General features: G+C 67.9%; 21 protein-coding genes. 8 read left to right on the top strand and 13 right to left on the bottom strand.

Annotated features, from left to right (window positions below):
- Nucleotides 1-16: 16 nt before the first annotated feature.
- A complete protein-coding gene (add, locus tag D5S18_RS27675) occupies nucleotides 17-1,036 on the top strand; it encodes an adenosine deaminase (protein WP_120044108.1) in 1,020 nt (339 codons plus the stop codon).
- On the opposite strand, the gene D5S18_RS27670 is transcribed toward add, so the two are convergent.
- The 4 genes from D5S18_RS27670 to D5S18_RS27655 are packed head-to-tail and all read right to left on the bottom strand — an operon-like array spanning nucleotide 1,037 to nucleotide 5,456.
- Entirely contained in the window at nucleotides 1,037-2,434 is a 1,398-nt protein-coding gene (locus D5S18_RS27670; protein WP_120044011.1) for a beta-N-acetylhexosaminidase, read from the bottom strand.
- Nucleotides 2,434-3,273, bottom strand: coding sequence for a carbohydrate ABC transporter permease (locus D5S18_RS27665; RefSeq protein ID WP_120044010.1), 840 nt, complete (start codon nucleotides 3,271-3,273; stop codon nucleotides 2,434-2,436). Before D5S18_RS27665 ends, D5S18_RS27670 begins: the two co-directional genes overlap by 1 nt.
- Nucleotides 3,270-4,181, bottom strand: a complete 912-nt coding sequence (locus D5S18_RS27660; RefSeq protein WP_120044009.1) for a carbohydrate ABC transporter permease — start codon at nucleotides 4,179-4,181, stop codon at nucleotides 3,270-3,272. Before D5S18_RS27660 ends, D5S18_RS27665 begins: the two co-directional genes overlap by 4 nt.
- A gap of 6 nt (nucleotides 4,182-4,187) precedes the next feature.
- A complete protein-coding gene (locus tag D5S18_RS27655) occupies nucleotides 4,188-5,456 on the bottom strand; it encodes an extracellular solute-binding protein (protein WP_239004032.1) in 1,269 nt (422 codons plus the stop codon).
- Between the two features lie 226 nt (nucleotides 5,457-5,682).
- Here D5S18_RS27655 and D5S18_RS27650 point away from each other — a divergent pair, with 226 nt between their 5' ends.
- Nucleotides 5,683-6,552 (top strand): class II glutamine amidotransferase, encoded by an 870-nt coding sequence (locus D5S18_RS27650; RefSeq protein ID WP_120044007.1) that lies wholly within the window; start codon nucleotides 5,683-5,685, stop codon nucleotides 6,550-6,552.
- A 242-nt stretch (nucleotides 6,553-6,794) separates the two neighbouring features.
- Nucleotides 6,795-7,022 carry an RNA recognition motif domain-containing protein gene (locus D5S18_RS27645; RefSeq protein ID WP_158608000.1) on the top strand — a complete coding sequence of 76 codons (228 nt, stop codon included), beginning with the start codon at nucleotides 6,795-6,797 and terminating at the stop codon, nucleotides 7,020-7,022.
- A gap of 3 nt (nucleotides 7,023-7,025) precedes the next feature.
- Here the strand turns inward: D5S18_RS27645 and D5S18_RS27640 are convergent, their stop codons facing one another.
- The 4 genes from D5S18_RS27640 to D5S18_RS27625 form a co-directional block, all read right to left on the bottom strand.
- The gene (locus tag D5S18_RS27640) at nucleotides 7,026-7,925 is read right to left on the bottom strand and encodes a serine hydrolase (RefSeq protein WP_120044005.1); all 900 of its coding nucleotides are present in this window, start codon (nucleotides 7,923-7,925) and stop codon (nucleotides 7,026-7,028) included.
- A gap of 200 nt (nucleotides 7,926-8,125) precedes the next feature.
- Nucleotides 8,126-8,896, bottom strand: coding sequence for a crotonase/enoyl-CoA hydratase family protein (locus tag D5S18_RS27635; protein WP_239004031.1), 771 nt, complete (start codon nucleotides 8,894-8,896; stop codon nucleotides 8,126-8,128).
- A gap of 63 nt (nucleotides 8,897-8,959) precedes the next feature.
- Complete coding sequence (locus D5S18_RS27630) at nucleotides 8,960-9,361, bottom strand: TIGR03668 family PPOX class F420-dependent oxidoreductase (protein ID WP_439651178.1); 402 nt, start codon at nucleotides 9,359-9,361, stop codon at nucleotides 8,960-8,962.
- 10 nt (nucleotides 9,362-9,371) lie between these two features.
- The gene (locus tag D5S18_RS27625) at nucleotides 9,372-10,097 is read right to left on the bottom strand and encodes a VIT1/CCC1 transporter family protein (RefSeq protein ID WP_120044003.1); all 726 of its coding nucleotides are present in this window, start codon (nucleotides 10,095-10,097) and stop codon (nucleotides 9,372-9,374) included.
- Nucleotides 10,098-10,340: 243 nt separating this feature from the next.
- On the opposite strand from D5S18_RS27625, the gene D5S18_RS27620 reads away from it, so the two are divergent.
- Complete coding sequence (locus D5S18_RS27620; RefSeq protein WP_120044002.1) at nucleotides 10,341-10,949, top strand: VC0807 family protein; 609 nt, start codon at nucleotides 10,341-10,343, stop codon at nucleotides 10,947-10,949.
- Here the strand turns inward: D5S18_RS27620 and D5S18_RS27615 are convergent.
- The 5 genes from D5S18_RS27615 to D5S18_RS27595 are packed head-to-tail and all read right to left on the bottom strand — an operon-like array spanning nucleotide 10,926 to nucleotide 16,097.
- The gene (locus tag D5S18_RS27615) at nucleotides 10,926-11,726 is read right to left on the bottom strand and encodes an ABC transporter ATP-binding protein (RefSeq protein WP_120044001.1); all 801 of its coding nucleotides are present in this window, start codon (nucleotides 11,724-11,726) and stop codon (nucleotides 10,926-10,928) included. The two genes, D5S18_RS27620 and D5S18_RS27615, sit on opposite strands and share 24 nt — an antisense overlap.
- On the bottom strand, nucleotides 11,723-12,739 hold the full coding sequence (locus D5S18_RS27610) for a FecCD family ABC transporter permease (RefSeq protein ID WP_120044000.1): 1,017 nt from the start codon (nucleotides 12,737-12,739) through the stop codon (nucleotides 11,723-11,725). The genes D5S18_RS27615 and D5S18_RS27610 overlap by 4 nt, the downstream gene beginning before the upstream one ends.
- Complete coding sequence (locus D5S18_RS27605; RefSeq protein ID WP_158607999.1) at nucleotides 12,736-13,770, bottom strand: ABC transporter substrate-binding protein; 1,035 nt, start codon at nucleotides 13,768-13,770, stop codon at nucleotides 12,736-12,738. The genes D5S18_RS27610 and D5S18_RS27605 overlap by 4 nt, the downstream gene beginning before the upstream one ends.
- The gene (locus D5S18_RS27600) at nucleotides 13,763-14,929 is read right to left on the bottom strand and encodes an MFS transporter (RefSeq protein ID WP_120043998.1); all 1,167 of its coding nucleotides are present in this window, start codon (nucleotides 14,927-14,929) and stop codon (nucleotides 13,763-13,765) included. The genes D5S18_RS27605 and D5S18_RS27600 overlap by 8 nt, the downstream gene beginning before the upstream one ends.
- A 10-nt stretch (nucleotides 14,930-14,939) precedes the next feature.
- Entirely contained in the window at nucleotides 14,940-16,097 is a 1,158-nt protein-coding gene (locus D5S18_RS27595) for a SagB/ThcOx family dehydrogenase (protein WP_120043997.1), read from the bottom strand.
- 391 nt (nucleotides 16,098-16,488) lie between these two features.
- Between D5S18_RS27595 and D5S18_RS27590 the strand changes: the two genes are divergently transcribed.
- Genes D5S18_RS27590 through D5S18_RS27575 form a run of 4 tightly spaced genes read left to right on the top strand, consistent with a single transcriptional unit; the run spans nucleotide 16,489 to nucleotide 20,481 of the window.
- Nucleotides 16,489-18,042 carry a phenylacetate--CoA ligase family protein gene (locus D5S18_RS27590; RefSeq protein ID WP_120043996.1) on the top strand — a complete coding sequence of 518 codons (1,554 nt, stop codon included), beginning with the start codon at nucleotides 16,489-16,491 and terminating at the stop codon, nucleotides 18,040-18,042.
- Nucleotides 18,039-18,479: a DUF4188 domain-containing protein gene (locus D5S18_RS27585; RefSeq protein WP_120043995.1), complete on the top strand. Its 441-nt coding sequence runs from the start codon at nucleotides 18,039-18,041 to the stop codon at nucleotides 18,477-18,479. Before D5S18_RS27590 ends, D5S18_RS27585 begins: the two co-directional genes overlap by 4 nt.
- The gene (locus D5S18_RS27580; protein ID WP_120043994.1) at nucleotides 18,476-19,540 is read left to right on the top strand and encodes a hypothetical protein; all 1,065 of its coding nucleotides are present in this window, start codon (nucleotides 18,476-18,478) and stop codon (nucleotides 19,538-19,540) included. Before D5S18_RS27585 ends, D5S18_RS27580 begins: the two co-directional genes overlap by 4 nt.
- Nucleotides 19,537-20,481: a nitroreductase family protein gene (locus D5S18_RS27575; protein WP_120043993.1), complete on the top strand. Its 945-nt coding sequence runs from the start codon at nucleotides 19,537-19,539 to the stop codon at nucleotides 20,479-20,481. Before D5S18_RS27580 ends, D5S18_RS27575 begins: the two co-directional genes overlap by 4 nt.
- Nucleotides 20,482-20,484: the final 3 nt, after the last annotated feature.

Genomic DNA, 20,484 nt, shown 5'->3' with positions numbered 1-20,484 from the left:
GAGGATGATGGCGGGCATGTCGAACGATCTCGCCGCATTCGTGCGCGGACTGCCCAAAGCCGAACTGCACCTGCACCTGGAAGGGACGCTGGAGCCGGAGCTGAAGTTCCGACTGGCCGCGCGCAACGGGATCGAATTGGCCGAGACCACGGTGGAGCAGGTCAGGCAGACCTACGATTTCCACGATCTGACCTCCTTCCTCCAGGTCTACTATCCGGCGATGCGGGTGCTCCGGCACGCGCCCGACTTCCACGACCTGGCCTACGACTACTTGACGAGGGCCCATGCCAATGGCGTGCGCCATGTCGAGATGTTCTTCGACCCGCAGGCGCACACCTCCCGTGGCGTCCCGTTCGACACGGTGGTGTCCGGCTACCGGTCGGCCATCGTGCGCGCCCGCCGCGAATTCGGCATCTCGGCCGAGCTGATCCTGTGCTTCCTGCGCGATCACTCGGCCGAATTCGCCATGGCCACGCTGATGGAGGCGCTGCCCTACCGGGATTGGATCATCGGCGTCGGACTGGACTCCGATGAGCGCGGCAATCCGCCGAGCAAATTCGCCGCGGTGTTCGAGCGCGCCCGCGGCGCGGGATTCCTGCTGACCATGCACTGCGATATCGATCAGCAGGATTCGATCGAGCACATCCGGCAGGCGCTGGAGGAGATCGGCGTGGACCGCATCGATCACGGCACCAATATCGTCGAGGACGAGCGCCTGGTCGCGGTGGCCAAGGAGAAGGGAATCGGCTTCACCACCTGTCCGGTCTCCAATTCCTTCGTCACCGACCAGATGAAGTCCACCGAGATCCTCGACCTGCTCGATCGCGGTCTCACCGTCACCGTGAACAGCGACGATCCGGCCTACTTCGGCGCCTACGTCGGCGAGAACTATCTGCGCCTGGCCGAACACGCGCACCTGGATCGCGCGCGTCTGATCGCCCTGGCGGAGAACTCCTTCCGCGCCTCGTGGCTCACCCCGGCCCGCCTGGACGGCTACCTGCGCGAAATCGCGGACTACGCCGCGAAATTCGACTGACTACCAGGGGCGGTGCGCCGTCGGCGGCACATCGGGCCGGGTCTGCCAGGGGTGCGGCCCGGCCAGGGGCCGGTATTCGACCCCGAGGGCGTCGAGGCGGGGGAGATGGTGCTCGCGCAACCGAGGCAGGAACTCGGTGAAATCGCGCGGCCCGGTGCTCCAGGCGGTTTCGGCGACGGCGCACAGCCGGGGGAAGACCTGGTATTCGACGCGGCGCATGGTGTCGAGCTGTTCGCTCCACACCGGGGCCTCGATACCCAGAATGCCGGGGCCGCAGGCGGGTTCGTAGTCGTACATATCCTGCAGGGTGCGCAGGTAGCCGACCGGGATCGGTTCGTCGGTGCGGTCGGATTCCCGGTGGTTCAAGTAGATGCGCTCCTCCGGGCACAGCACCGCCCGATGACCCGCCGCGACGGCATCGGTCGCGGCGGCATCGGATCGCCAGGCCGCGATCACCATGGGCGGCAACGCGCCCGCTTCGAGCAGTTCATCCCAGCCGAAGGCGGTGCGACCGCATTCGGTGAGGTAGGCGGCCAGATCGGCGGCGAACCGACCATGTGCGGGGGTCGCGCCGGGCACTTCGTCGCCGCCGATGCCGATGATCTGCGACGGGAAGATCCGCAGCACCTCATCGAAGATGCGGCGGAAGAACTCGCGGGTGTAGTCGGAGGGGTCCAGCAGCGCGGTGCTCACACCCCAGCGGGTCCACACCTGCCACGGTTCGGTGGTGTCGGGACCCAGTTCCGGGTAGGCCGCCAGCGCGGCCCGCGCGTGCCCTGGCACATCGATCTCGGGAATCACGGTAACGGCCCGCTCGGCGGCGTAGGCGACGATCTCGCGCAGGTCCGCGCCGGTGTAGTAACCGCCGTGCGGGCGGCCGTCGCGTTCGGGTCCGTCATGTCTGCCGACCATGGATCCGGTGCGCCACGAACCGATTTCGGTCAGTCGCGGGAAATCGGGTATCTCGATGCGCCAGCCCTGGTCGTCGGTGAGGTGCAGGTGCAGCACATTGAGTTTGTGGGCGGCGATGAGGTCGACGAAGCGCAGCACCTCGGCCCTGGTCCGGAAATGGCGCGCCACGTCGAGCATGCATCCGCGCCAGGCGAAGCGCGGATGATCCTCGATCACCCCGCACGGCAACTCCACCGGTCCGGGATGAATCCTGGCCGCGCGGAAGGCATCCGGCCCCGCGAGCTGACGCAGCGTCTGCTGCCCGTAGAACTTCCCGGCGGCGTCGGCGGCGTGCAGTGTGATCCCCTGCGGTGCGATCTCCAGCCGATAGCCCTCGGCGGGCAGCGAAGTGTCGGTGCGGAATTCGAGCTCGCCGGGCCACCGACACACACCCGGTCGCGGCTGCGCCGAAACCGGCCGTGGCAGTAATGTTTCGAAGCCGGGCATCAACCCTTCACCGCCCCATCCAATCCGGAAACAAGTTTGCGTTGCACGATCACGAACAGAATCAAAGCCGGAATCGTCATGAGCGTCGAGGCCGCCATGACCGCGCCCCAGTCGGTGTCCTCGGGTTTGAAGAACACCAGCATCGCCTGCGGCAGCGTCTGATTCTCGGTCTTGGAGATGATGAAGGTCTTGGCGAACAGGAAGTCGTTCCAGGCGTGGATGAAGGCGAGCATGCTCACCGAGACCAGTCCGGGTCCCACCAGCGGCAGCAGGATCTGCCAGAGGAAACGCAGCCTGCTCGCGCCGTCGATGCGGGCGGCCTCCTCGAGCTCCTCGGGCACCGCGGCGACGAAGCCGCGCAGCAGCCAGATCGACAGCGGCAGACTGAAAGCCAGATCCACCAGCATGATCGAGCCCAGTTCGTTGAGTCCCAGCGCGGGCACGGCGCCGCCGAGGGAGCGCATGAGGAAGAACAGCGGAATGGTCAGCGCCTCGACCGGAATCAATTGCGCCACCAGGATCATCACCAGCAGCACTGTGCGCCCGCGGAATCGGAATCTGGTCAGCGCCACCGCCGACAGGAACGACAGCACCAGCGAGCACACCACCACGACCGCCGCGATCAGCATGCTGTTGAGGAAGTAGCGGCCGAAACCGTTGATGGACAGCACCCGGTGGAAACTGTCCCAGCTCGGGGTGAGCGTCCAGGGTCGCGGTGCGGCCGACTGGATCTCGCCCGCCGGTTTCACCGCGGCGAGCACCATCCAGTAGAGCGGGAACGCGACCAGCGCGGCGACGATGATCGCGACGGCGTCGGCGACCAGCCGCCGGGCCTTCACGGTGTGCTCCTGCGCTGTGACCGGATGTAGAAACCGGTCACCGAGAGCAACAGCAGGGTCATCAGCACTCCGATCGCTGAGCCGAGTCCGTATTCCTGCCCGGCGAAGGCTTTTTGGTAGGCGTAGACATTGAGGATGAGGTTGCGTCCGGCCACGCCGCCGCCATTGGTCATGACGTAGATCTGGGTGAAGATCTTGAAATCCCAGATGATGGACTGCACCGTGGCGATGAGCAGCAGCGGGCGCACGATCGGCAACACCACCGACCAGGCGGTGCGCAGGCCCGAGGCCCCGTCCAGCGCGGCCGCCTCCAGCACCTCGCCCGGTATGGCCTTGATCCCGGCGTACATCGTCACCATGACGAAGGGGAACGAGCACCAGATCACCTCGGCGGCCACGATTCCGAAAGCCGACAGGGTGTCATAGGTCCAGGAGTGTCCGCGCATTCCGTCGAAGCCGAGTCCGCCCAGCGCCGCATTGACGATGCCGAAATCGGTGTCGAACAGGAACAGCCACACATAGGAGCCCGCCATGGTGGGTGTGGACCACGCGCCGAGCGCCGCCAGGAACAGCAGCAGCCTCGGCAGCGGCCGAATCCGGGCGGCCAGCACCGCCAGCGCCGTGCCCACCGCCAACGAGCCGCCAACGCAGACCGCGCCGAAGCCGAAGGTGTTCGCGAGGACCCGCCAGAATTGTCCGTCCGACAGCAACTCTCGGTAGTTGCCGAGTCCGATGAATTCCAGCGGTGCGGTGCCGACCGCCTGCGGCTGCCCATAGTCGTAGAAGGAGATGAGCACGATCTGATAGATCGGGTAGGCCAGCACCGCGAGCAGGAGCAGCAGTGCCGGGGCCAGGTAGAGCCAGGCGGTCGCGGTGTCGCGGCGCGGGAGATGATCGCGAATAGCCATGTGCGCCTACCGGAATGCCTTGTTCATCGCCGCGGCGGCCACCGAGAGCGCCGCGGCGGGCGTCTTCTGGCCGGTCGCGATCTGCTGCACCGCCGTCGGCAGCAGGTTCTGACTGTCGATCTTCGACCAGGCAGGCGTGCTCGGTACGAATTTGGTTCCGGCGCGCAGCGTTTCGACGAACGGCCGCAGGAACGGGTCATTGTCCGCGAGTTCGGCCTGTACCCCGGCCAGCGTCGGCAGGTTGCCCATCGCCACGTACATCTTCTCCTGATATTTGGGATCGGCCAGTAGCCGGGCGAATTCGCGAGCCAGTCCGCGATGCCGACTGGCCCGGAAGACACCGAGCAGGTTGCCGCCCGCGAAAGCCGGTGCCACGGAGCCCGATTGGCGGCCGGGTAGCGGGATCACCGCGTACTTGCCCTGCACCGCGCCCTGGTCGACGGCCTTGCGGTTGAAGTCACCGCCGATGGTCATGGCCGCCTTACCGCCCGCGAACGCCTGCACGCTCTGGGTTCCGGTGAAATCGGCGCACTGGGCCGGTGGGCAGATATCGGCGTGAATGAGATCGGTGTAGCGGGTGACGCCCGCCGCGGCCTGCTCGGAATTGATCTGCGCGTTCCACATGGTGCCGTCGTAGCTCGCGAGTTCGCCGCCCTCGGCCCACAGGAACGGCAGCATGGCGTAGGTGTACTTGCCGCCCACCGCGATTCCGTACATCTCGGGTTTGGCGGCGCGGATCCGGCGCGCGGTCGCGGTCAGTTCGTCCAGCGTGGTGGGCGGGCGCAGACCGAGTTCGGCGAAGATATCGGTGCGGTAGTAGAGCGCCCGCACACCCGTGTACCAGGGCAGGCCGTAGATCTTGCCCGCGTACTCGGCGGTTTTCAGCACCGAGGGCACCAGGTCGGACATGGCCGCGGCCTCCGGGCCGAGTTCGGCGAACGCGCCGGTGGCCGCGTATCCGGCGACATCGGTATTGCCGAATTCGGCGACATCGGGCGCGCTGGCCGGGTCGATGAACGCGCCCGCGAACTTGTCGGCGCGGCCTGCGACCGGAACCCACTGCACATCGACCTTCACATCCGGTCGGGTCGCGGTGAATTCGGCGATGGCCTCGTCGAGGACCGCCGCCTTGGGTGCGCGGTTGGCCTCGTCGAACAGCCAGACCCGAAGTGTGCCTGTGCGCTCGTCGGCTCCGGAGCCCGCCGGGTCCGAATGCACCGGCGCGCACCCTGCGAGCAGCAGCAGCGCGGCCGCGACACCCAGCAGGCGTCGCACGGGCCGAAATCCACAGTGCGGCATTGCTATCCTTCTATTGCATGATGTGCAACACTAGTTGCGACTCGTGCACAATGTTTATCACTCGGACGCGTCACGTTCAACAGTCGAATGTGATGCGCACCGCGAACTCCCGGTACCGGATACGGTGTCGCACAGGTTTGCTCGCCGATATTTCCCCGCGGACCGGCCTGAGTGCGCGGCCGCGCGGCCCTATTGTGGAGTCATGTGCCGTCTATTCGGTCTCACGGCCGCGCCGCATCGCGTGCGGGCCACTTTCTGGCTGCTCGACGCTCCCGACAGCCTGGTGCGGCAGAGCAGGCGCGAACCCGATGGGACCGGACTGGGCACCTACCGCGCCGACGGCTCGCCGTTCGTGGAGAAGGAGCCGGTGGCGGCCTATGCCGACGCCGAATTCGGTCGCGCGGCGCGGGAGCGCGAATCGGGCACCTTTCTCGCGCACGTCCGCTACGCCTCCACCGGCTCGCTGAATGTGCGCAACACCCATCCGTTCGAGCAGCGCGGGCGGCTGTTCGCGCACAACGGCGTGGTGCACGGGCTGGATGCGATAGCAGCCGAACTCGGGGACTATCGCGAATTGGTCGGCGGCGACACCGATTCCGAGCGGATCTTCGCGCTGATCACCCAGCGGGTGGACCGGCACGGCGGCGATATCACCGCGGGCATTGTGGACGCGGTGCGCTGGATCGCCGACTCGGTGCCGGTCTACGCGCTGAATCTGCTCGTCACCACCGCCAGCGAGCTGTGGGCGCTGCGCTACCCCGACACGCATGAGCTGTTCGTGCTCGAGCGCGCGGCAGGTGGCCCGCACGGGGACCGCCATCTCGACCACGCCGGCCTGCCCGGCACCGTGCGCACCCACAGCGCCGACCTGGCGCGGTATCCGGCGGTGGTGGTGGCCAGTGAGCGGATGGACGAGAATCCGCGGTGGCGGGCACTGGCATCGGGGGAGTTGCTGCATGTGGACGGCAGGCTGCGGGTGCGCTCCGAGTTGGTGCTCGACGCGCCGCCCCGCCACCTGCTCGCCCACTCGGATTTGAGTGCGCGGGCGGCGGCTTCACAGACCGCGCACTGAAAAGAGCGGCAGTTCAGCGACTTTCGGCGTTCACAACTTCGAAACGACGAATTATCAAGACTGGTAACGGATTAGCCCGCTGCCAGGGAGCCGTGCCGCTATTCTCGAAGGGTCGGGGTCAGCGCCGCCGTCGATCGCCACGCGATCGAGAGCGCTTGGCGCGCGGACTATCCGCAACTCGGCAGCGATCGACGACAGGCCGGCCCCCGCGTGGTTGCCGGATGCGTCGAAGGAGTTCGCCCATGTTCGCGAGGATTCAGTTGAGCAACCTGTCGCCCCGGACCTCCGACGAGAAGGTGCGCCGCCTGGCCTCGGACTTCGGCCAGGTGCTCGACTCGCGGGTGGATCGCGATCGCGCCACCGGCTCGGTCGTCTACGGCGACCTGCGCGATGCCGCGGCGGCGGTGGCCGCGCTGAACGGACGCGAACTCGACGGCAACCGGGTGGTGGTCACGGGAACCGCCGACTGAACGCTACCGGTGCTGGATTATGGTGCCCAGCACGCCGATTCCTGCCGTGACCGCCGAACCCGCTGCGGCCCAAGCGGTGTCGGCCGGTTGGGTGGTGAGCACCACCACGGCGTAGCGGTAGGGCTTGTCCGGGGTGAGGCCGATGAGGCCGGTGGTATCGATGGTGGTGGACGAATCCAGCGACATCCAGCCCTGTTTCACCGCCCAGGTGACACCGGGCAGTCCGGCCGGAATGCCGAAGTACTGATCGGTGCCGTCGGCGGCGATCTTGTCGGCCCCGTGCAGCGCGCCCAGCAGCAGGTCGCGGGCCTGCGGTGGCGCGTCGGCGGCGATGTAGCGGTAGATGGACACGACATCGCGTGGGGTGGTGAGGGTTTCGCCCCACTGGTAGCGATCCTCCGGCGGCAGGGTGCCGGGCAGTCCGATCATCTCGATCATGCGCGAGACGATCTCCGGGCCGCCGTTGGCATCCCAGAGTCCGTCGGCGATACCGTCGTCGCTGGCCGCCAGCATCTGGCGCAATTGCGCGGCGGCGGCCGGATCGGGTTGCCAGTCGGCGGATTTGAGTGCGTCCAGGGCGATGAGCAGTTTGACCACCGAGGCGGTGAAGAACGGATGGTCGACATCGAGTCCGGCCAGTACCGCGCCGCTGTCCAGATCGACCACATCGATGCCGACCCGGCTATCGGGGGAGGCGGCCCGAATGGCCGATTGCATCTGCTCGGCCACCTCGGTGGCGGGTTGCGGTATCTCGGGAACGGCGACCGCGACGGCCGCGTCCGCCACCGCCCCGGAAGGGCGATGCGCCTCTGCCGCTGCGGATCCCGCACCCAGCCACAGTGCCGCCGCCGTGGTCGATCCCAGCCAAAGGACGGTGGCGATTCCGGCGGCGGCGCCGGTCATCGGGCGAGATCGCGCGTAGCGCGCGCGATCTCGTCGCGTACTCGTGCTCATACCCTATTTGATCGGTACATCCCTGTGAGTATCTCGAGAGGGGGGTGCAAATTTGCTGTTTGTGTCCCGCTCGAGGCCGGGTGCCCGCGTGTCGTGCGGTGTGTCGTGTCGGATCGGGTATTACTCAGTGCCGGTTGACGAATGCCGGATCAGGAATGCCGGTTCAGGAATGCGGCGAGGCCGTCGGCAACACCTTTGGTCGGCACGGTATTGGCGAACCACCCCGCCTCGACGGCCAGTCCCTCGTCGATGGGCAGGTTGATGCCCCTGGTGACGGCATTGAGGCAGGCGGTGACCGCGGTCGCCGGATGGCGGATGATGCGTTCGGCCAAATCGGTTGCCGCCGCGAGTAGTTCGGTGGCCGGGACCACGTGGTTCACGATGCCGAGTTCGTAGGCGCGGGTGGCGTCGATGGGGTCGCCGGTGAGGATCATCTCCAGTCCGCGCTTGCGGCCGATATGACGCGGCAGCCGCTGCGAACCGCCGAACGGCGGCGGAAAGCCCAGGGTGATCTCGGGTTTGGCGAATGTGGCGTGCTCGGCGGCGATGGCCAGCGGTGCGGCCTCGGTGATCTCGCAGCCGCCGCCGTAGGCCAGGCCGTTGACCGCGACGATGATCGGTTTGCCGAAGGTCTCCACCCGGCGGGTCAGACCTTGGCCCCGGCGCACGATCTCGCGCAGCGCCCGGTCGGTGCCACCCGCGATGGAACCCGCCAGCGAGGGGATATCCGCGCCCGCGCTGAAGGCGCGCTCACCCGCACCGGTGAGGATGACCGCGCGCAGCGCGTCCTCGGCCTCCACCTCGTCCAGCGCGGCTTGCAGCCCGTCGATGGTGGGGTAATCGAGGGCGTTGAGCTTGTCCGGGCGATCAATCGTCAGGGTGACGATGGCACCGGAGCGGGACTGGCGGATGGTCGACAAGGCGCGATCCTTTCCTCTGGACTGCGTCCAATATGTCCAGAACGTGTTGCTGCCTGTCAACGGTCAGGCGAAGGACCAACCCGCCAAGCGGTCGATGGTAATTGTCACATAGGGTCCGAGGGGTGGAATGTCCTGGTATTGGGAATATTTCGCGGTGAGCGCGGCAACAGCGGCGGGATGTTCGGCATGGATAGCTGCGCGGCCGTCGGCGCGCACCCACCATAGTCGCCGCCAGTCCTCGTCGTACCGGTCGACGAGGACCGAGACGCGCGGATTCGCCGCGATATTGCGCAGGCGGCGCAGGTCGGGACCCTTCTTTGGCTTGTGGTCGACGGCGAAGTACAGCAGGTCGCCGTCGAGTGCGAAGACAATCGGGACCAGGTGGGGTACGGCCGCGGCGTCGGCGGTGGCCAGGTGAGCCACCCTGGCGGCGCTCAGCCGGGCGCGGGCGTCGGCGGGATCCACCCGGCCAACTCTAGATCGCGACACCCACCAGATGGCCAATGCCATAGGTGACGGCCATGGCCAGCGCGCCGCCGACGGTGATGCGGGCGGTGGCGCGCAGGGCCGGGCCGCCGCCGAGGCGGGCGCTGATATTGCCGGTCAGCACCAGGGCCGCCAGCACCGCGACGACCGCGACCGGTATCCGGAACTCGAGGGGCGGCAGCAGGATCGCCAGCAGCGGCAGCAGCGCGCCGAGGGTGAACGACAGTGCCGAGGACAGCGCGGCATGCCAGGGATTGGTGAGTTCGTCCGGGTCGATGCCGAGTTCGGCCTCGGCGTGCGCGGCGAAGGCGTCGTGCGCGGTGAGTTCCTCGGCGACGGTTCGCGCGGTGGCGGGGGACAGACCCTTGGCCCGGTAGAGGGCGGCCAGTTCGTCCAGTTCTTCCTCGGGCTGTTCGCGCAGCTCGCGGCGCTCCTTGTCGAGCAGGGCGCGTTCGCTGTCGCGCTGGGTGCTGACCGAGACGTATTCGCCGAGCGCCATCGAGACCGCGCCCGCGACCAGGCCCGCGATACCCGCCGTCAGCAGCGGGCCGCGATCGGGTGTGGCCGCGGCCACACCGACGACGATGCCCGCGACGGAGACGATGCCGTCATTGGCGCCGAGGACCGCCGCGCGCAACCAATTGAGCCGCACCGCCAGGCTCGCGGCGTGCGGTTCGCCAGGGTGTACGGCGAGGGTGGTCAGGTCAGCGCTCATGGGTACGACCGTATTCGAACTCGTAGCACACCGCCGGCAATGGAAGGCTCACCGAACTGAGGTAATGCGGTGCATACCTTGCTGTTCGGAAATTGGTGGTGGTAAGGGTAGGTATGGGTGGTCATTCGGTGTCGGTGACTTGTCGATTGTATTCGCCATATATTTGCCGCACAGTTGGGGGCATGGCGGCGGTCGTTGTCTTCTATCATCGACTGTGCAGGCTTGTTTTCCTCGGGGTTCGCCATGAGCAACGATTCGCGCCGGGCCATGATGTCCGGTATCGGCGTCAATGTCCTTGCGCCACTGGCCATTTTCTACGGCGCGCGAGCGTGCGGCGCGGACCAGTGGTTGGCGCTGACGCTGGGAACCATCCCGCCGCTGTTGCGCACCGGCTGGACCGTGGCCACGCGGCGACGCGTCGACGGGTTGGCCCTGTTCGCGCTGAGCGTGATCGTCGTGAGTGTCGCGGTCTCCTTCCTGACCGGTAGCCCGCGCTTTCTGCTGGCCAAGGACGGGTGGCTCACCGGCTTGGCCGGACTGTGGATACTGGCCACGCTGGCGCGCACCCCGTTCTATTTCCAGGCGGCGCGCTCGATGACCAGGGGGGAGACCCACGAGCGCATCGAACGATCCTGGGTGGACTCGCCCGCCTTCCAGCGCAAGATGCGCATCGCCACCGTCATCTGGGGTGTCGGCTTGATCGCCGACTCGGGGGTTCGCATATTGCTCGCCTACACGCTGCCGATCGATCACGTGCCGCTGATCAGCGGATTGCAGTATGTCGCACTGATTCTCGTGCTCGAGGCGAGCAGTCTCGCGGTGGTGCGGTCAGGTCAGCGGGTGCAGGGTTAGGTGCGGTCGCCCGGTGCTGGGGTGCGCGGTGATGGTGGCCTGGACGCGGAATACGTCGCGGAGCAGGGTCGGGGTCAGGACGGATTCGGGGGTTCCGGAGGCGACGACCGCGCCTGCGGCGAGCACGTAGAGGCGGTCGCAGTAGGCGGCGGCGAGGTTGAGGTCGTGCAGGGCGGTGAGGGTGGTCAGGCCGGTGCGGGTGACGAGTTCGAGCAGGGCGAACTGGTGGTGCAGGTCGAGGTGGTTGGTGGGTTCGTCGAGCAGGAGCAGGTGGGTGCGTTGGGCCAGGGCGCGCGCGATGAGGATGCGTTGCTTCTCGCCGCCGGAGAGGGCCGCGAAGCGGCGGGCCGCGAGTGCGAGCATGTCGACCTGACGCAGGGCCTCGGCGATGATTTCCCGGTCGGCGGGGTCGTCGGCGGCGAAGGCGCTCTTGTGGGGGGTGCGGCCCATGGCGACCATGTCGCGCGCGGTGATGTCGAATTCCGGGTGGGTCTCCTGGGGGACGGTGGCGATGCGACGGGCGGCGTGCCGGGGTTTCATGGCCCACAGGTCGTTGCCGTCGATCCAGGCGGTGCCTTTGTCGGCGGGGAGGTGGCGGTAGACGGTGCGCAGGAGGGTGGATTTGCCGCTGCCGTTGGGGCCGACGAGTCCGACGCGTTCGCCCGCGCGGACCTCGAGATCGATACCCGCGACGATGGGGGCGCCCGCGAGGGCCACATGGATGCCCGACAGCGTCAGCGCCCCGGAAGATGTTGCGTCACCGCCTGTTCGGCTCATGACCCGACCTCGGCTCGTGCCCGCCGCCGCACCAACCACAGGAAGGTGGGCGCGCCGAGGACCGCGGTGACGACGCCGATGGGCAGTTCGCCCGGCGCGATAACCGTCCGCGCGGCGAGATCGGTGAGAACGAGGAAGGCCGCCCCGGTGAGAGCCGCGAGCGGTAGGACCCGGCGGTGGTCGGCCCCGACCAGCAGCCGGACCGCGTGCGGCACCACCAATCCGACGAACCCGATACCGCCGACCAGCGCGACCAGCACCCCGGTGAGCAGGGCGATGAGCAGGAACAGCGTCAGCCGTAGCCGTCCCGGCCGCACCCCCAGTCCGGCGGCGGTCTCGTCGCCGAGCATCAAGGCGTTGAGCCCCCGCCCCTGACCGACGAGCGCGATGACGATGATCGCCAGCACGATCGCGGGCAATCCGAGTTGGGACCATTTGGCGTCGGCGAGACTGCCGAACAACCAGAACAGCACCGAGGCCGTGGTGGACGGATCGTCGGCGAGTCGCACCAGGAAGATGACGATCCCCTGCAAGCCGGAGGTCACGGCGATCCCGGCGAGCACCAGCCGCAGGGGCGAGAGGGTGCCCTCGCCCCTGGCGAAGAGATAGACCACCGTGAAGGCGGCCATCGACCCGGCGAAGGCCGCCGCGCTCGCGGTCATCGGACCCAGCGGCGCGAATCCGGTGACGAGCACCGCGACGGCGCCTGCCGCCGCGCCGTAGGTGAGTCCGAGCAGATACGGTTCGGCGATCGGGTTGCGCACCAAAGCCTGTGTGGCGCACCCGGCTACGCCGAGTCCGGCGCCGACGACCGCCCCGAGCACCGCTCTGGGCACTCGCGCCGCCCACAGCACGGTCACATCGATCGGCGCGAACATGGTGGTGTCCGCGCCGATCAGCTTGCGCCCCACGATCTCCAGCGCCGCGCCCGGCGCGATGGGCACCGATCCGAGGCAGATCGCCAGCAGCAGTGCCCCGATCAGCGCCGCGCCTGCGACCAGGTAGGCCCTCATCGCGGATGCAGTTGGTCCGCGAGCAATTCCACGGCCTGTGCGTTGCGGACGCCGCCGACCGACCCGTATTCGTAGACGAGCCTGGCGAATCGGCCCGCACGCACCGCCTTGGTGGCACTCAGTGCGGGCTGCTCGCGCACGAACCGCTCGGCCTCGGCGAAACGCGCCGCATTGCGGGCCTCCTCGCCGGTGTCATAGATGATGAGCAGCACGGTATCGGGATCGCGCGCCGCGATCGGTTCCCAGCCGACCTTGTCGTAGGAGCGGTCCATATCGTCGAACAGATTGCGCCCGCCCGCCAGGGTGATCACGGCATTGACGGTCTGGCGGTTGCCCGGCACATTCGGTGTTTGCGTCCCCTCGTCGTATTCGAACGCAAACACACTGGGGCGCTGGGTATTGGCCACCCGCGCGGACACGGCATCGATCTGTCCACGCATTCGCGCGAGGAGTTCCGCGCCACGATCGGCGACGCCGAAGACGCGACTCAGGTTGTCGATGTCGCGGTAGACCAGTCCGAGATCGGTCTGTGGACCGTCCAGCGCCTGCTTGCAGGAGGTGCTCAACGCCAGGTAGGACGGGATCCCGGAGTCGGCCAATTCCTGCTGCGGCACCGCGCCTTTGGCGGCGAAATTGCTCGGAAAACCACCGAGCACCAGATCCGGGCGGGCCGCGAGCAACTGCTCCTTCGGCACGGGCTGATAGCCACCGCCCGCCACGTACTTCCCGGCCAGCGCGGGCAATTGGTCGGCTTGGGCGCGAAACTGCGGGGGCAGGCTGCCCGGTCGCGGCGGCTGTCCGAGATCGGCGACGTGATCGGCGACGCCGAGCCAATACAGCGGTTCCAACACGCTCGGGGTGAGCACCAGTGCCCGTTGCGGCGGTGCGGTGAAACGGGATTCGATGCCTTGGCAGTCGCGCACCCGCACCTCGCCGTAGCCGGGAGCGACGGCGGCGGGCTGGGCGCCCGTCGAACTGCCACACCCCGCCAGCAGTAGGGCCGCGAGAGCGAGCAGCGGTGGTCTAAGCATGGAAAACCTTTCGGCCCAGTGAAATTGCGAGTGTCGCCACTGCGGCGCAGCAGGCGGCGACCAGAAATGCGGCGCCGGTCGCGGTGAGCGCGCCACCGAGCGAATTGCCCAGTGCCGAACCGGAGTAGGTGGCGGTGATACCCCAGGCGAACGATTCGGTGACCGCATCCGGTGGCGCGCACCGGCCGACCAGTTCGAAGGTGCAGATCACCGTCGGCCCGAGCCACACTCCGGCGAACAGGCACAGTCCCACCAGGACAGTCGGATTCGGTGCGCAGGCCAGCAGCGCGACTCCGGCCGCGTATCCGGCGAGGATGAGCGCGAGGCGGCGCGCCGCGTCGCCGGACCACCGGATCGCGCCGTAGGCGAGTCCGCCGACCAGACTGCCGAGTCCATAGGCGGCCAAGGCGAATCCGGCGGCATGCGGGGCGGCGTGCGCGTCGGCGAAGCGCACGAAGGTCACCCGGACCACCCCGAGCAACGTTCCGGTCAGCACCGAACCGCACAGCAGCAACACGATCGCCGGACTACGCAGTGGCCCGGCGAAAGCGCCCGAACGTTTTCGGCCCGATCTCGCGCGCGCGGGCGGCAGTCCGCTGAACCACAGGGTGCCCGCCGCGATGGCCACTCCGCCCGCCTCCACCGCCCACAGCGGACCCAGCACCGCCGAAATCGCCGTCACCAGGAGCGGTCCCACCACCAGCGCCAGATCCAGCAGCAGCGCGTCGAGGGTGAAGGCGGTGCGCCGGGCCGCTTCCTCGACCACCACCTCCGGCCACAGCGCCCGCTGGGCCGCCGCCACCGGTGGCAGCGACGCGCCCAGCAGCACCGCGGCGACCAGCAGGGTCTGCGTGCCCGCCCGCACGGCGAGCGGGACGATGGCGAAGGCGGCCAGGTTGATCGCGGCGGTGAGCACCAGGATTCGGGTCCGACCGAAGCGGTCGACGAGTCGACCCTGCACCGGCACCGCCACCGCATAGCCGGCGGCCGCCGCTGCTGCGGTCGCACCCGCCGTCGCGAAGGATCCGGTGCGCTGCACCACGAGCAGCAGCAGCGCGAACGAATACATTTGCAACGGCAGCCGCGCGAGGGTGCCCGCCAGTAGCAGCGCGGGCACCCAGCGCTGCCGCAGCAGTGTCGTGTAGGTCGTGATCACCACCGGGGGAACGTTATTCGGCCGCGCTCGCGAGCGCCGCCCGGTCCACCAGTCCGGCGCGGGTGATCCCCTTGGGCATCCCGTCCTCGGCGTAGACCGGGATACCCGCGCCGAACATGTACAGCGCGCCCTCGGCGAATCCGTCCACACCGAGCGCCGCGTCCACCTCGTCGTCGCGGAAGGCCGCGCTCTGCCAGGCGCCCAGTCCCAGTGCGGTATTGGTGAGTACGAAGGTCTGCCCGAGATGTCCGGCCGACAGCAGCGTCACCCGCAGCGCGCGCGAATGCCGGTACTTGTACATGGTGCGCTCGTAGACGGCGGTGACGAAGCAGACGAAGGCCGACGGCGTGCACATCTCCGACTCGTAGGTCACCCGGTGCAGGCGATCCCGGTCGAAGGCCGCGTCGATCAGTTCCAGCGCATGCGATTCCGCGTTGTAGTGGTACAGCCCCGGCGGCACCCCCTGCACATCGAGGACCGCGACATAGCCCTCCAATTCGTGCCTGGCGCCACCGCACGGGCTGGTGCGCAGCATCAGGGTGCCGAGATCGCCCGCGTCGTAGAGCTGCATCGGCGCGAAGGTGTAGAACAGCGCGGTGGCGAAATCGTGCAGGTTCACCTGTTCGCCGGTGAAGACGCGGTGGGTGCGCCTGCGGGTCAGCACCGCGCCGAAATCATCGGTGAGCGGCCGGAATACGCGCGGCAGATAGATGCGCGGCGCATCGGGATAGGTCTTGAAGATGGCGGGCGGCTCGCCGCCGGTCTCGCGCACCCAGCGGGCGTCGGAGCGGCGCTGTTCGAGGCTGTCGCCGGTGTAGATGGCATTGCGGGTGCCGAAGTGGAAGAAGCGTGCCTCCTCGCCCCAATTCGCCCACGCCGCCAGGAATCTCTCCTCGCGTCCGGCGGATTCGCGGGTGAGCAGCAGGCCGTCCTCGGCCAGCAGTTCGATCGCCTTGCGCACCGAATCCGGTTCGTGCTGCGGATATTCGGCGATGACGGCGGCGTCGTCGGTCCATTCGGCGAAGCGGTCGAGCAGTTCGACCGCGGCCGGGTCGAGGGCGAGTGCGTTCTCGCTCTCCTCGTCGGTCGAGCGGGACTCCAGATAGTTCTCGACGGTCAATTCGCCGGAGTCCCAATACATGATGAGGCTCGAGGCCCTGCGGTACTCCACGGGAGTCCTTCCGATGCGATGGGTTGCGCCGGTCGGCGTCCCGGCTGTGCGGGACGCCGACCGGTCCGGATCAGCCGTGGTTGTTCAGCAGCCGGCTGCGGGTCTTCTTCCGACGAACAGTGATACGCACGATGAACTCCTCTCGCGTGGATGGAACGGGGCAACGACGTCGTCCCACAGAGAGTCGGACCGATACCGGTGAAAGTTCCCGCCGCGCAGTCGAAGTTGAAATCCCCTGGTCGAGACCAGGTAGTCCTACCTAGCGGATTCGGGTACCGGCACGGGTGTTCGCGGCGGCCGTTTCGGCGAGGCTGGATACAGCGTTGCGGGTGACGCAGACATGGATTGCCGGACGCAAGGTCCGGGACGACTCTCGGGAGAGGACTTCGGCATGAGGTACGGGGTGGGGCTCACATCGCGCGAGCGGTGGCGGCTGATCCGCTTGCGGGCGGTGTCGGGTGCGCTGGCGCTGGGATACGGTGCGGCCGCTGTGGATCCGGCGATCTGGCGGTATATGGTGCGGACCTTCCGGCCGTCCCTCGGGCGGCTCGCGGCGCGGCACGCGCTGCTGGCCTGTCAGGTCGCCGCGCTGGACGTTCCGGCGTATCGCAGCTTCCTGCGGCGGTCCGGTACGCGAAAGATACGGCGACTCAGTGACTTCCCCGAGACCGACAAGCGGAACTACGCGGGCGTCTACGACGAGGCGAGTCGCTGTCATCGGGGCGAGCTGCACCGGGCAGGCGTGATCGTCGACGAATCCTCGGGATCGACCGGGACGCCGTTCAATTGGGTGCGCGGGCCGCGCGAGCTGCGCAACATCTACCGCAATGCGGCGGGCTATGTGGAACTGGCCTTTCCGGGACAGCGGCGGTTCGTCATCAACGCGTACTCGATGGGCGCCTGGGCCACGGGCACGACCACCGGCGCGGCCATGGCGCGGATCGCGATGGTGAAGAACACCGGGCCGGATCTGGACAAGATCATGGACACGCTGCGGCACTTCGGACCGGACTACGACTATATCGTCGCCGCGTATCCGCCTTTCCTGAAGCATCTGCGGGATCGCCTGGACGCCACGGGATTCCCGTGGGCCGAGTACCACATCAGCGGGATGGTCGGCGGCGAATCGATGACCGAGGCGCTGCGCGACTACCTGGAACGGCGCTTCGCGCGGATCCGATCCGGTTACGGCGCGAGCGATCTCACCATCGGACTGGGTGCGGAGACCGGATTCACCGTATGGCTGCGCCGCAGGCTGTCCGAGGACGCCGCGCTGCGCCGTGCCCTGCTCGGGCCGAACGAGCAGCGGCTGCCGATGATCTTCCACTACAACCCGCTCGAGACCTACCTCGAGGTGAACCCGCGCGGCGAACTGCTGTGCACCCTCACCTCCCCGCACTGCTTGCAGCCCAAACTGCGCTACAACGTGGGCGACGAGGTCATGCTGCGTGAATTGCCCGCTGTGGAGGCGATACTGCGCCGGGATCCGCAGCTCTGGGCCGAATGTCGCAGGGCCGCGGCGGGAGACACCATGCGGCTGCCGCTGCTGTTCGTCTTCGGGCGCGCCGACAGCACCGTGTCGTACATGGGGGCCAACCTCTACCCGCAGGATATCGAGTACGGCCTGTACCGGGACAATCCGCACGCCGACAGGATCTCGCGGTTCTGCCTTGCGCTCGAAGAGCTCCCTGACCTCGAATCGCGGCCCGTCGTGCATCTCGAAATCGATTCCATCGGAATGGATTCCGACGATCTGCCGATACTCGCCGAGACCTGCCGTCGCGGAGTGCTCGACCACTTGGCGCGGGTATCGCGCGACTTCGCCGCCTCGCTGCGCGAGGACCCGGCCGCCGCCGACCTGCGCGTGCGCCTGCACGAACCCGGTGCGGGTCCCTTCGCGGGCATGACCAAGCTCAAGAACAGCTATCTGGTGCAGACCTCATGAGGACGACCGATTTCAGCAAGACCCCGCCGCAGGGGCAGGCCACCGCCATGTTCGTCGGGGCCACCCGCTACCGCGGCCTCCGCTCGATCTTGGTGCTCACCCTGACCTGGCTGCGGATGGTGCGCGATATGCGGCGGATGCGCGGATACTGCTGGCACAAGGTGTATTACGAGTTTCCGCTCACCCTCGGCACCATCGCCTTCTTCACCGACCGCGACGCGCTGCTCGCCTTCGCCCGCAGCCGCCACCACCGCAAGCTGATGATCTGGGTGACCGAGGGCGCCCGCCACGCCACCGGCGGATACATCCGGCTCTACTGCGCCGACCCCGCCGGCTACACCAATGGGGTCTGGCGGGCGGAAGAGAATGTCATGCGCCATATTCCGACCTTCACCCCGCTCTCGCACGAGGCGGTTGGCCCGGCGGTGCGGCGATGAGGTGGCACCGGGTCGAGGGGACCGGCGAGCTTCGCGAATTCCTGGAACTGCCGGGGCGATTGCACGACCGTCGCTATGTGCCGACGCCGCACCAGACCATTCGGCGCTGGTATCGCGAGGGTGTCGAGCTGTATCTGCTGCGCGACGGTGGGCGCGTCATCGGGCGGACGACACTGCACACCGATGCCGCCTTCGATGCCGAACTCGGGCGGGAGCGGCAACTATTCGGGCTGACCGAGTTCGAAAAGGACTCGGGGGCCGCGCTGTTCGAGGAGATCGTGGCGCGGGCGCATCGGGTCGGACGCGGCGGGGTGTTCGGCCCGGTGGCGTTGTTGCCCAATCAGGCGGGTGGGGTCATCACGTCCGGGTTCGCGGAACGCGGATTCATCGACAGTGCCTGGAATCCGGCGCACTATCCTTCGGAGTACGAAACCTTCGGGTTCGTCAGGCGATTCGAGTCCGATACCTGGATGTGCCCGGTCACCGCCGATCCGGACACCGTATTCGCCGGTGCGGAGTTGGGACCGGGGGTGCGGCTGCATCGCGGCTCGCGCCGCCGGTTCGCCGCGCAGTTGCCCATCCTGCGGGAGATGCTGAATGCCGCCTTCGCGCAACTGGGTTACTACACCGAGATCTCCGCGGCGCAATTGGCGGCGCAGACCGAGGGGCTCGCCCACCTGCTCGATGAATCGCTGCTGCTGTACCTGACCAAGGACGATCGGCCCATCGCCTTCGTGCTCTGCGTACCGGATATCTCGGAATTCCTGGTCGCGGTGGGCGGTGATCTGCGGCTGCGCAATCAGATTCGGCTGCTCGCTCGACGAGCGCGGTATCGGCGCGAGGCCGTGCTCATCATCAAGGGCACCGTTCCCGACGAACAGGGAAACGGGCATATGCGGTACCTGTCGCGGGAACTGCTGCGCAATCTGCGCGCCGGTGGCTATCGCACCCTGCGGAGCACCTATGTCGAGCACACGAATCCCGGTTCGGCGCACCATTTCCGAGCCATGGGCGGGCACCCGCTGCACGGGTACACCTTCTACGAAAAGGATCTGACGTGACCCTCGATATCGCCGCCGTGCGGGCACTCGAGCCGGACTTCCGACGCGCCCCGAGTGCGCACAATACGCAGCCATGGGTGCTCACCTATCGGTCCGACCGTGTCGAAATAGGCTGGGACCCGGCGCGTTCCCTGCCGGCGAGCGACCCCACCGGGCGTGATCTGATGCTGGGGCTCGGCGCGTTCGTGGAATGCTGTCTGATCGTCTGCGCCGATGCTGGATTGGCGATGGGCTTCGTTCCGGATCCGGGCGACCGGCGGATCGGATACCTCGAGCCCGCGGCTCAACCATATGAAACCCGGTACCGCACCGAGGATGTTCGCCGCCGCGCCTCGCACCGGGGCGCCTACCGGCCCGGACACATCGATGGCTTCGGTGTGCTGGCCGATCTCGCGAAATCCGATGGCGCGCAACTGCGTCGCCTCGACTGCCACGAGGTCCGCCTGCTGCTGCGCGCCGCCGATCGCGAACTGTTCGCCGCCCCGGCCGCCGTTCGGGAACTGCGCGAATGGCTGCGGCTGAGCCCACACCACGCCCGCTACCGCTGTGACGGACTCACCGATGCGGCACTGAGCCTCAACCGAATCGAGGCCACCGGGCTCCGCACCGCCCTCGCGGCCTATCCGACATTGCGGCACGCCGGACTCGGCAGAGTCCTGGCCGCCGCATCCAACGGCCCCCTGGCGGGCGACGGCGACGTGATCATCCTGCAGTCCGGTCGCGACACCGTCGAATCGGGGCGAACCCTCCTGCGCCTCTGGCTCGAACTGACCCGCCGCGGCTACGCGAGCCACCCACTGAGCCAAATCATCGACGACCCCACCACCCGCGCCCGGTTGGCTACGCGACTGGGCGTCGAAGCCCCGGATCGCCTGCTGCACATCGCGCGGGTGGGACAGCCTGTTGGCTCTCCGGTCAGGTCGCATCGACTCGGGGAGTGATAG

The organism is Nocardia panacis, from assembly GCF_003598715.1.
Lineage (GTDB): Bacteria > Actinomycetota > Actinomycetes > Mycobacteriales > Mycobacteriaceae > Nocardia > Nocardia panacis.
Note: the sequence above shows the minus strand (reverse complement) of the source record. Positions and strands in the feature narration are given on the sequence as shown.

Bases quoted from the DNA above. Each gene is read 5' to 3' on its own strand.
- D5S18_RS27585 (WP_120043995.1), top strand. From the start codon at position 18,039: ATGAGGACGACCGATTTCAGCAAGACCCCGCCGCAGGGGCAGGCCACC.
- D5S18_RS27660 (WP_120044009.1), bottom strand. From the start codon at position 4,181: ATGGCTATTCGCGATCATCTCCCGCGCCGCGACACCGCGACCGCCTGG.
- D5S18_RS27645 (WP_158608000.1), top strand. From the start codon at position 6,795: ATGTTCGCGAGGATTCAGTTGAGCAACCTGTCGCCCCGGACCTCCGAC.
- D5S18_RS27610 (WP_120044000.1), bottom strand. From the start codon at position 12,739: ATGAGGGCCTACCTGGTCGCAGGCGCGGCGCTGATCGGGGCACTGCTG.
- D5S18_RS27605 (WP_158607999.1), bottom strand. From the start codon at position 13,770: ATGCTTAGACCACCGCTGCTCGCTCTCGCGGCCCTACTGCTGGCGGGG.
- D5S18_RS27580 (WP_120043994.1), top strand. From the start codon at position 18,476: ATGAGGTGGCACCGGGTCGAGGGGACCGGCGAGCTTCGCGAATTCCTG.
- add (WP_120044108.1), top strand. From the start codon at position 17: ATGTCGAACGATCTCGCCGCATTCGTGCGCGGACTGCCCAAAGCCGAA.
- D5S18_RS27620 (WP_120044002.1), top strand. From the start codon at position 10,341: ATGAGCAACGATTCGCGCCGGGCCATGATGTCCGGTATCGGCGTCAAT.
- D5S18_RS27625 (WP_120044003.1), bottom strand. From the start codon at position 10,097: ATGAGCGCTGACCTGACCACCCTCGCCGTACACCCTGGCGAACCGCAC.
- D5S18_RS27640 (WP_120044005.1), bottom strand. From the start codon at position 7,925: ATGACCGGCGCCGCCGCCGGAATCGCCACCGTCCTTTGGCTGGGATCG.
- D5S18_RS27670 (WP_120044011.1), bottom strand. From the start codon at position 2,434: ATGCCCGGCTTCGAAACATTACTGCCACGGCCGGTTTCGGCGCAGCCG.
- D5S18_RS27650 (WP_120044007.1), top strand. From the start codon at position 5,683: ATGTGCCGTCTATTCGGTCTCACGGCCGCGCCGCATCGCGTGCGGGCC.
- D5S18_RS27590 (WP_120043996.1), top strand. From the start codon at position 16,489: ATGAGGTACGGGGTGGGGCTCACATCGCGCGAGCGGTGGCGGCTGATC.
- D5S18_RS27615 (WP_120044001.1), bottom strand. From the start codon at position 11,726: ATGAGCCGAACAGGCGGTGACGCAACATCTTCCGGGGCGCTGACGCTG.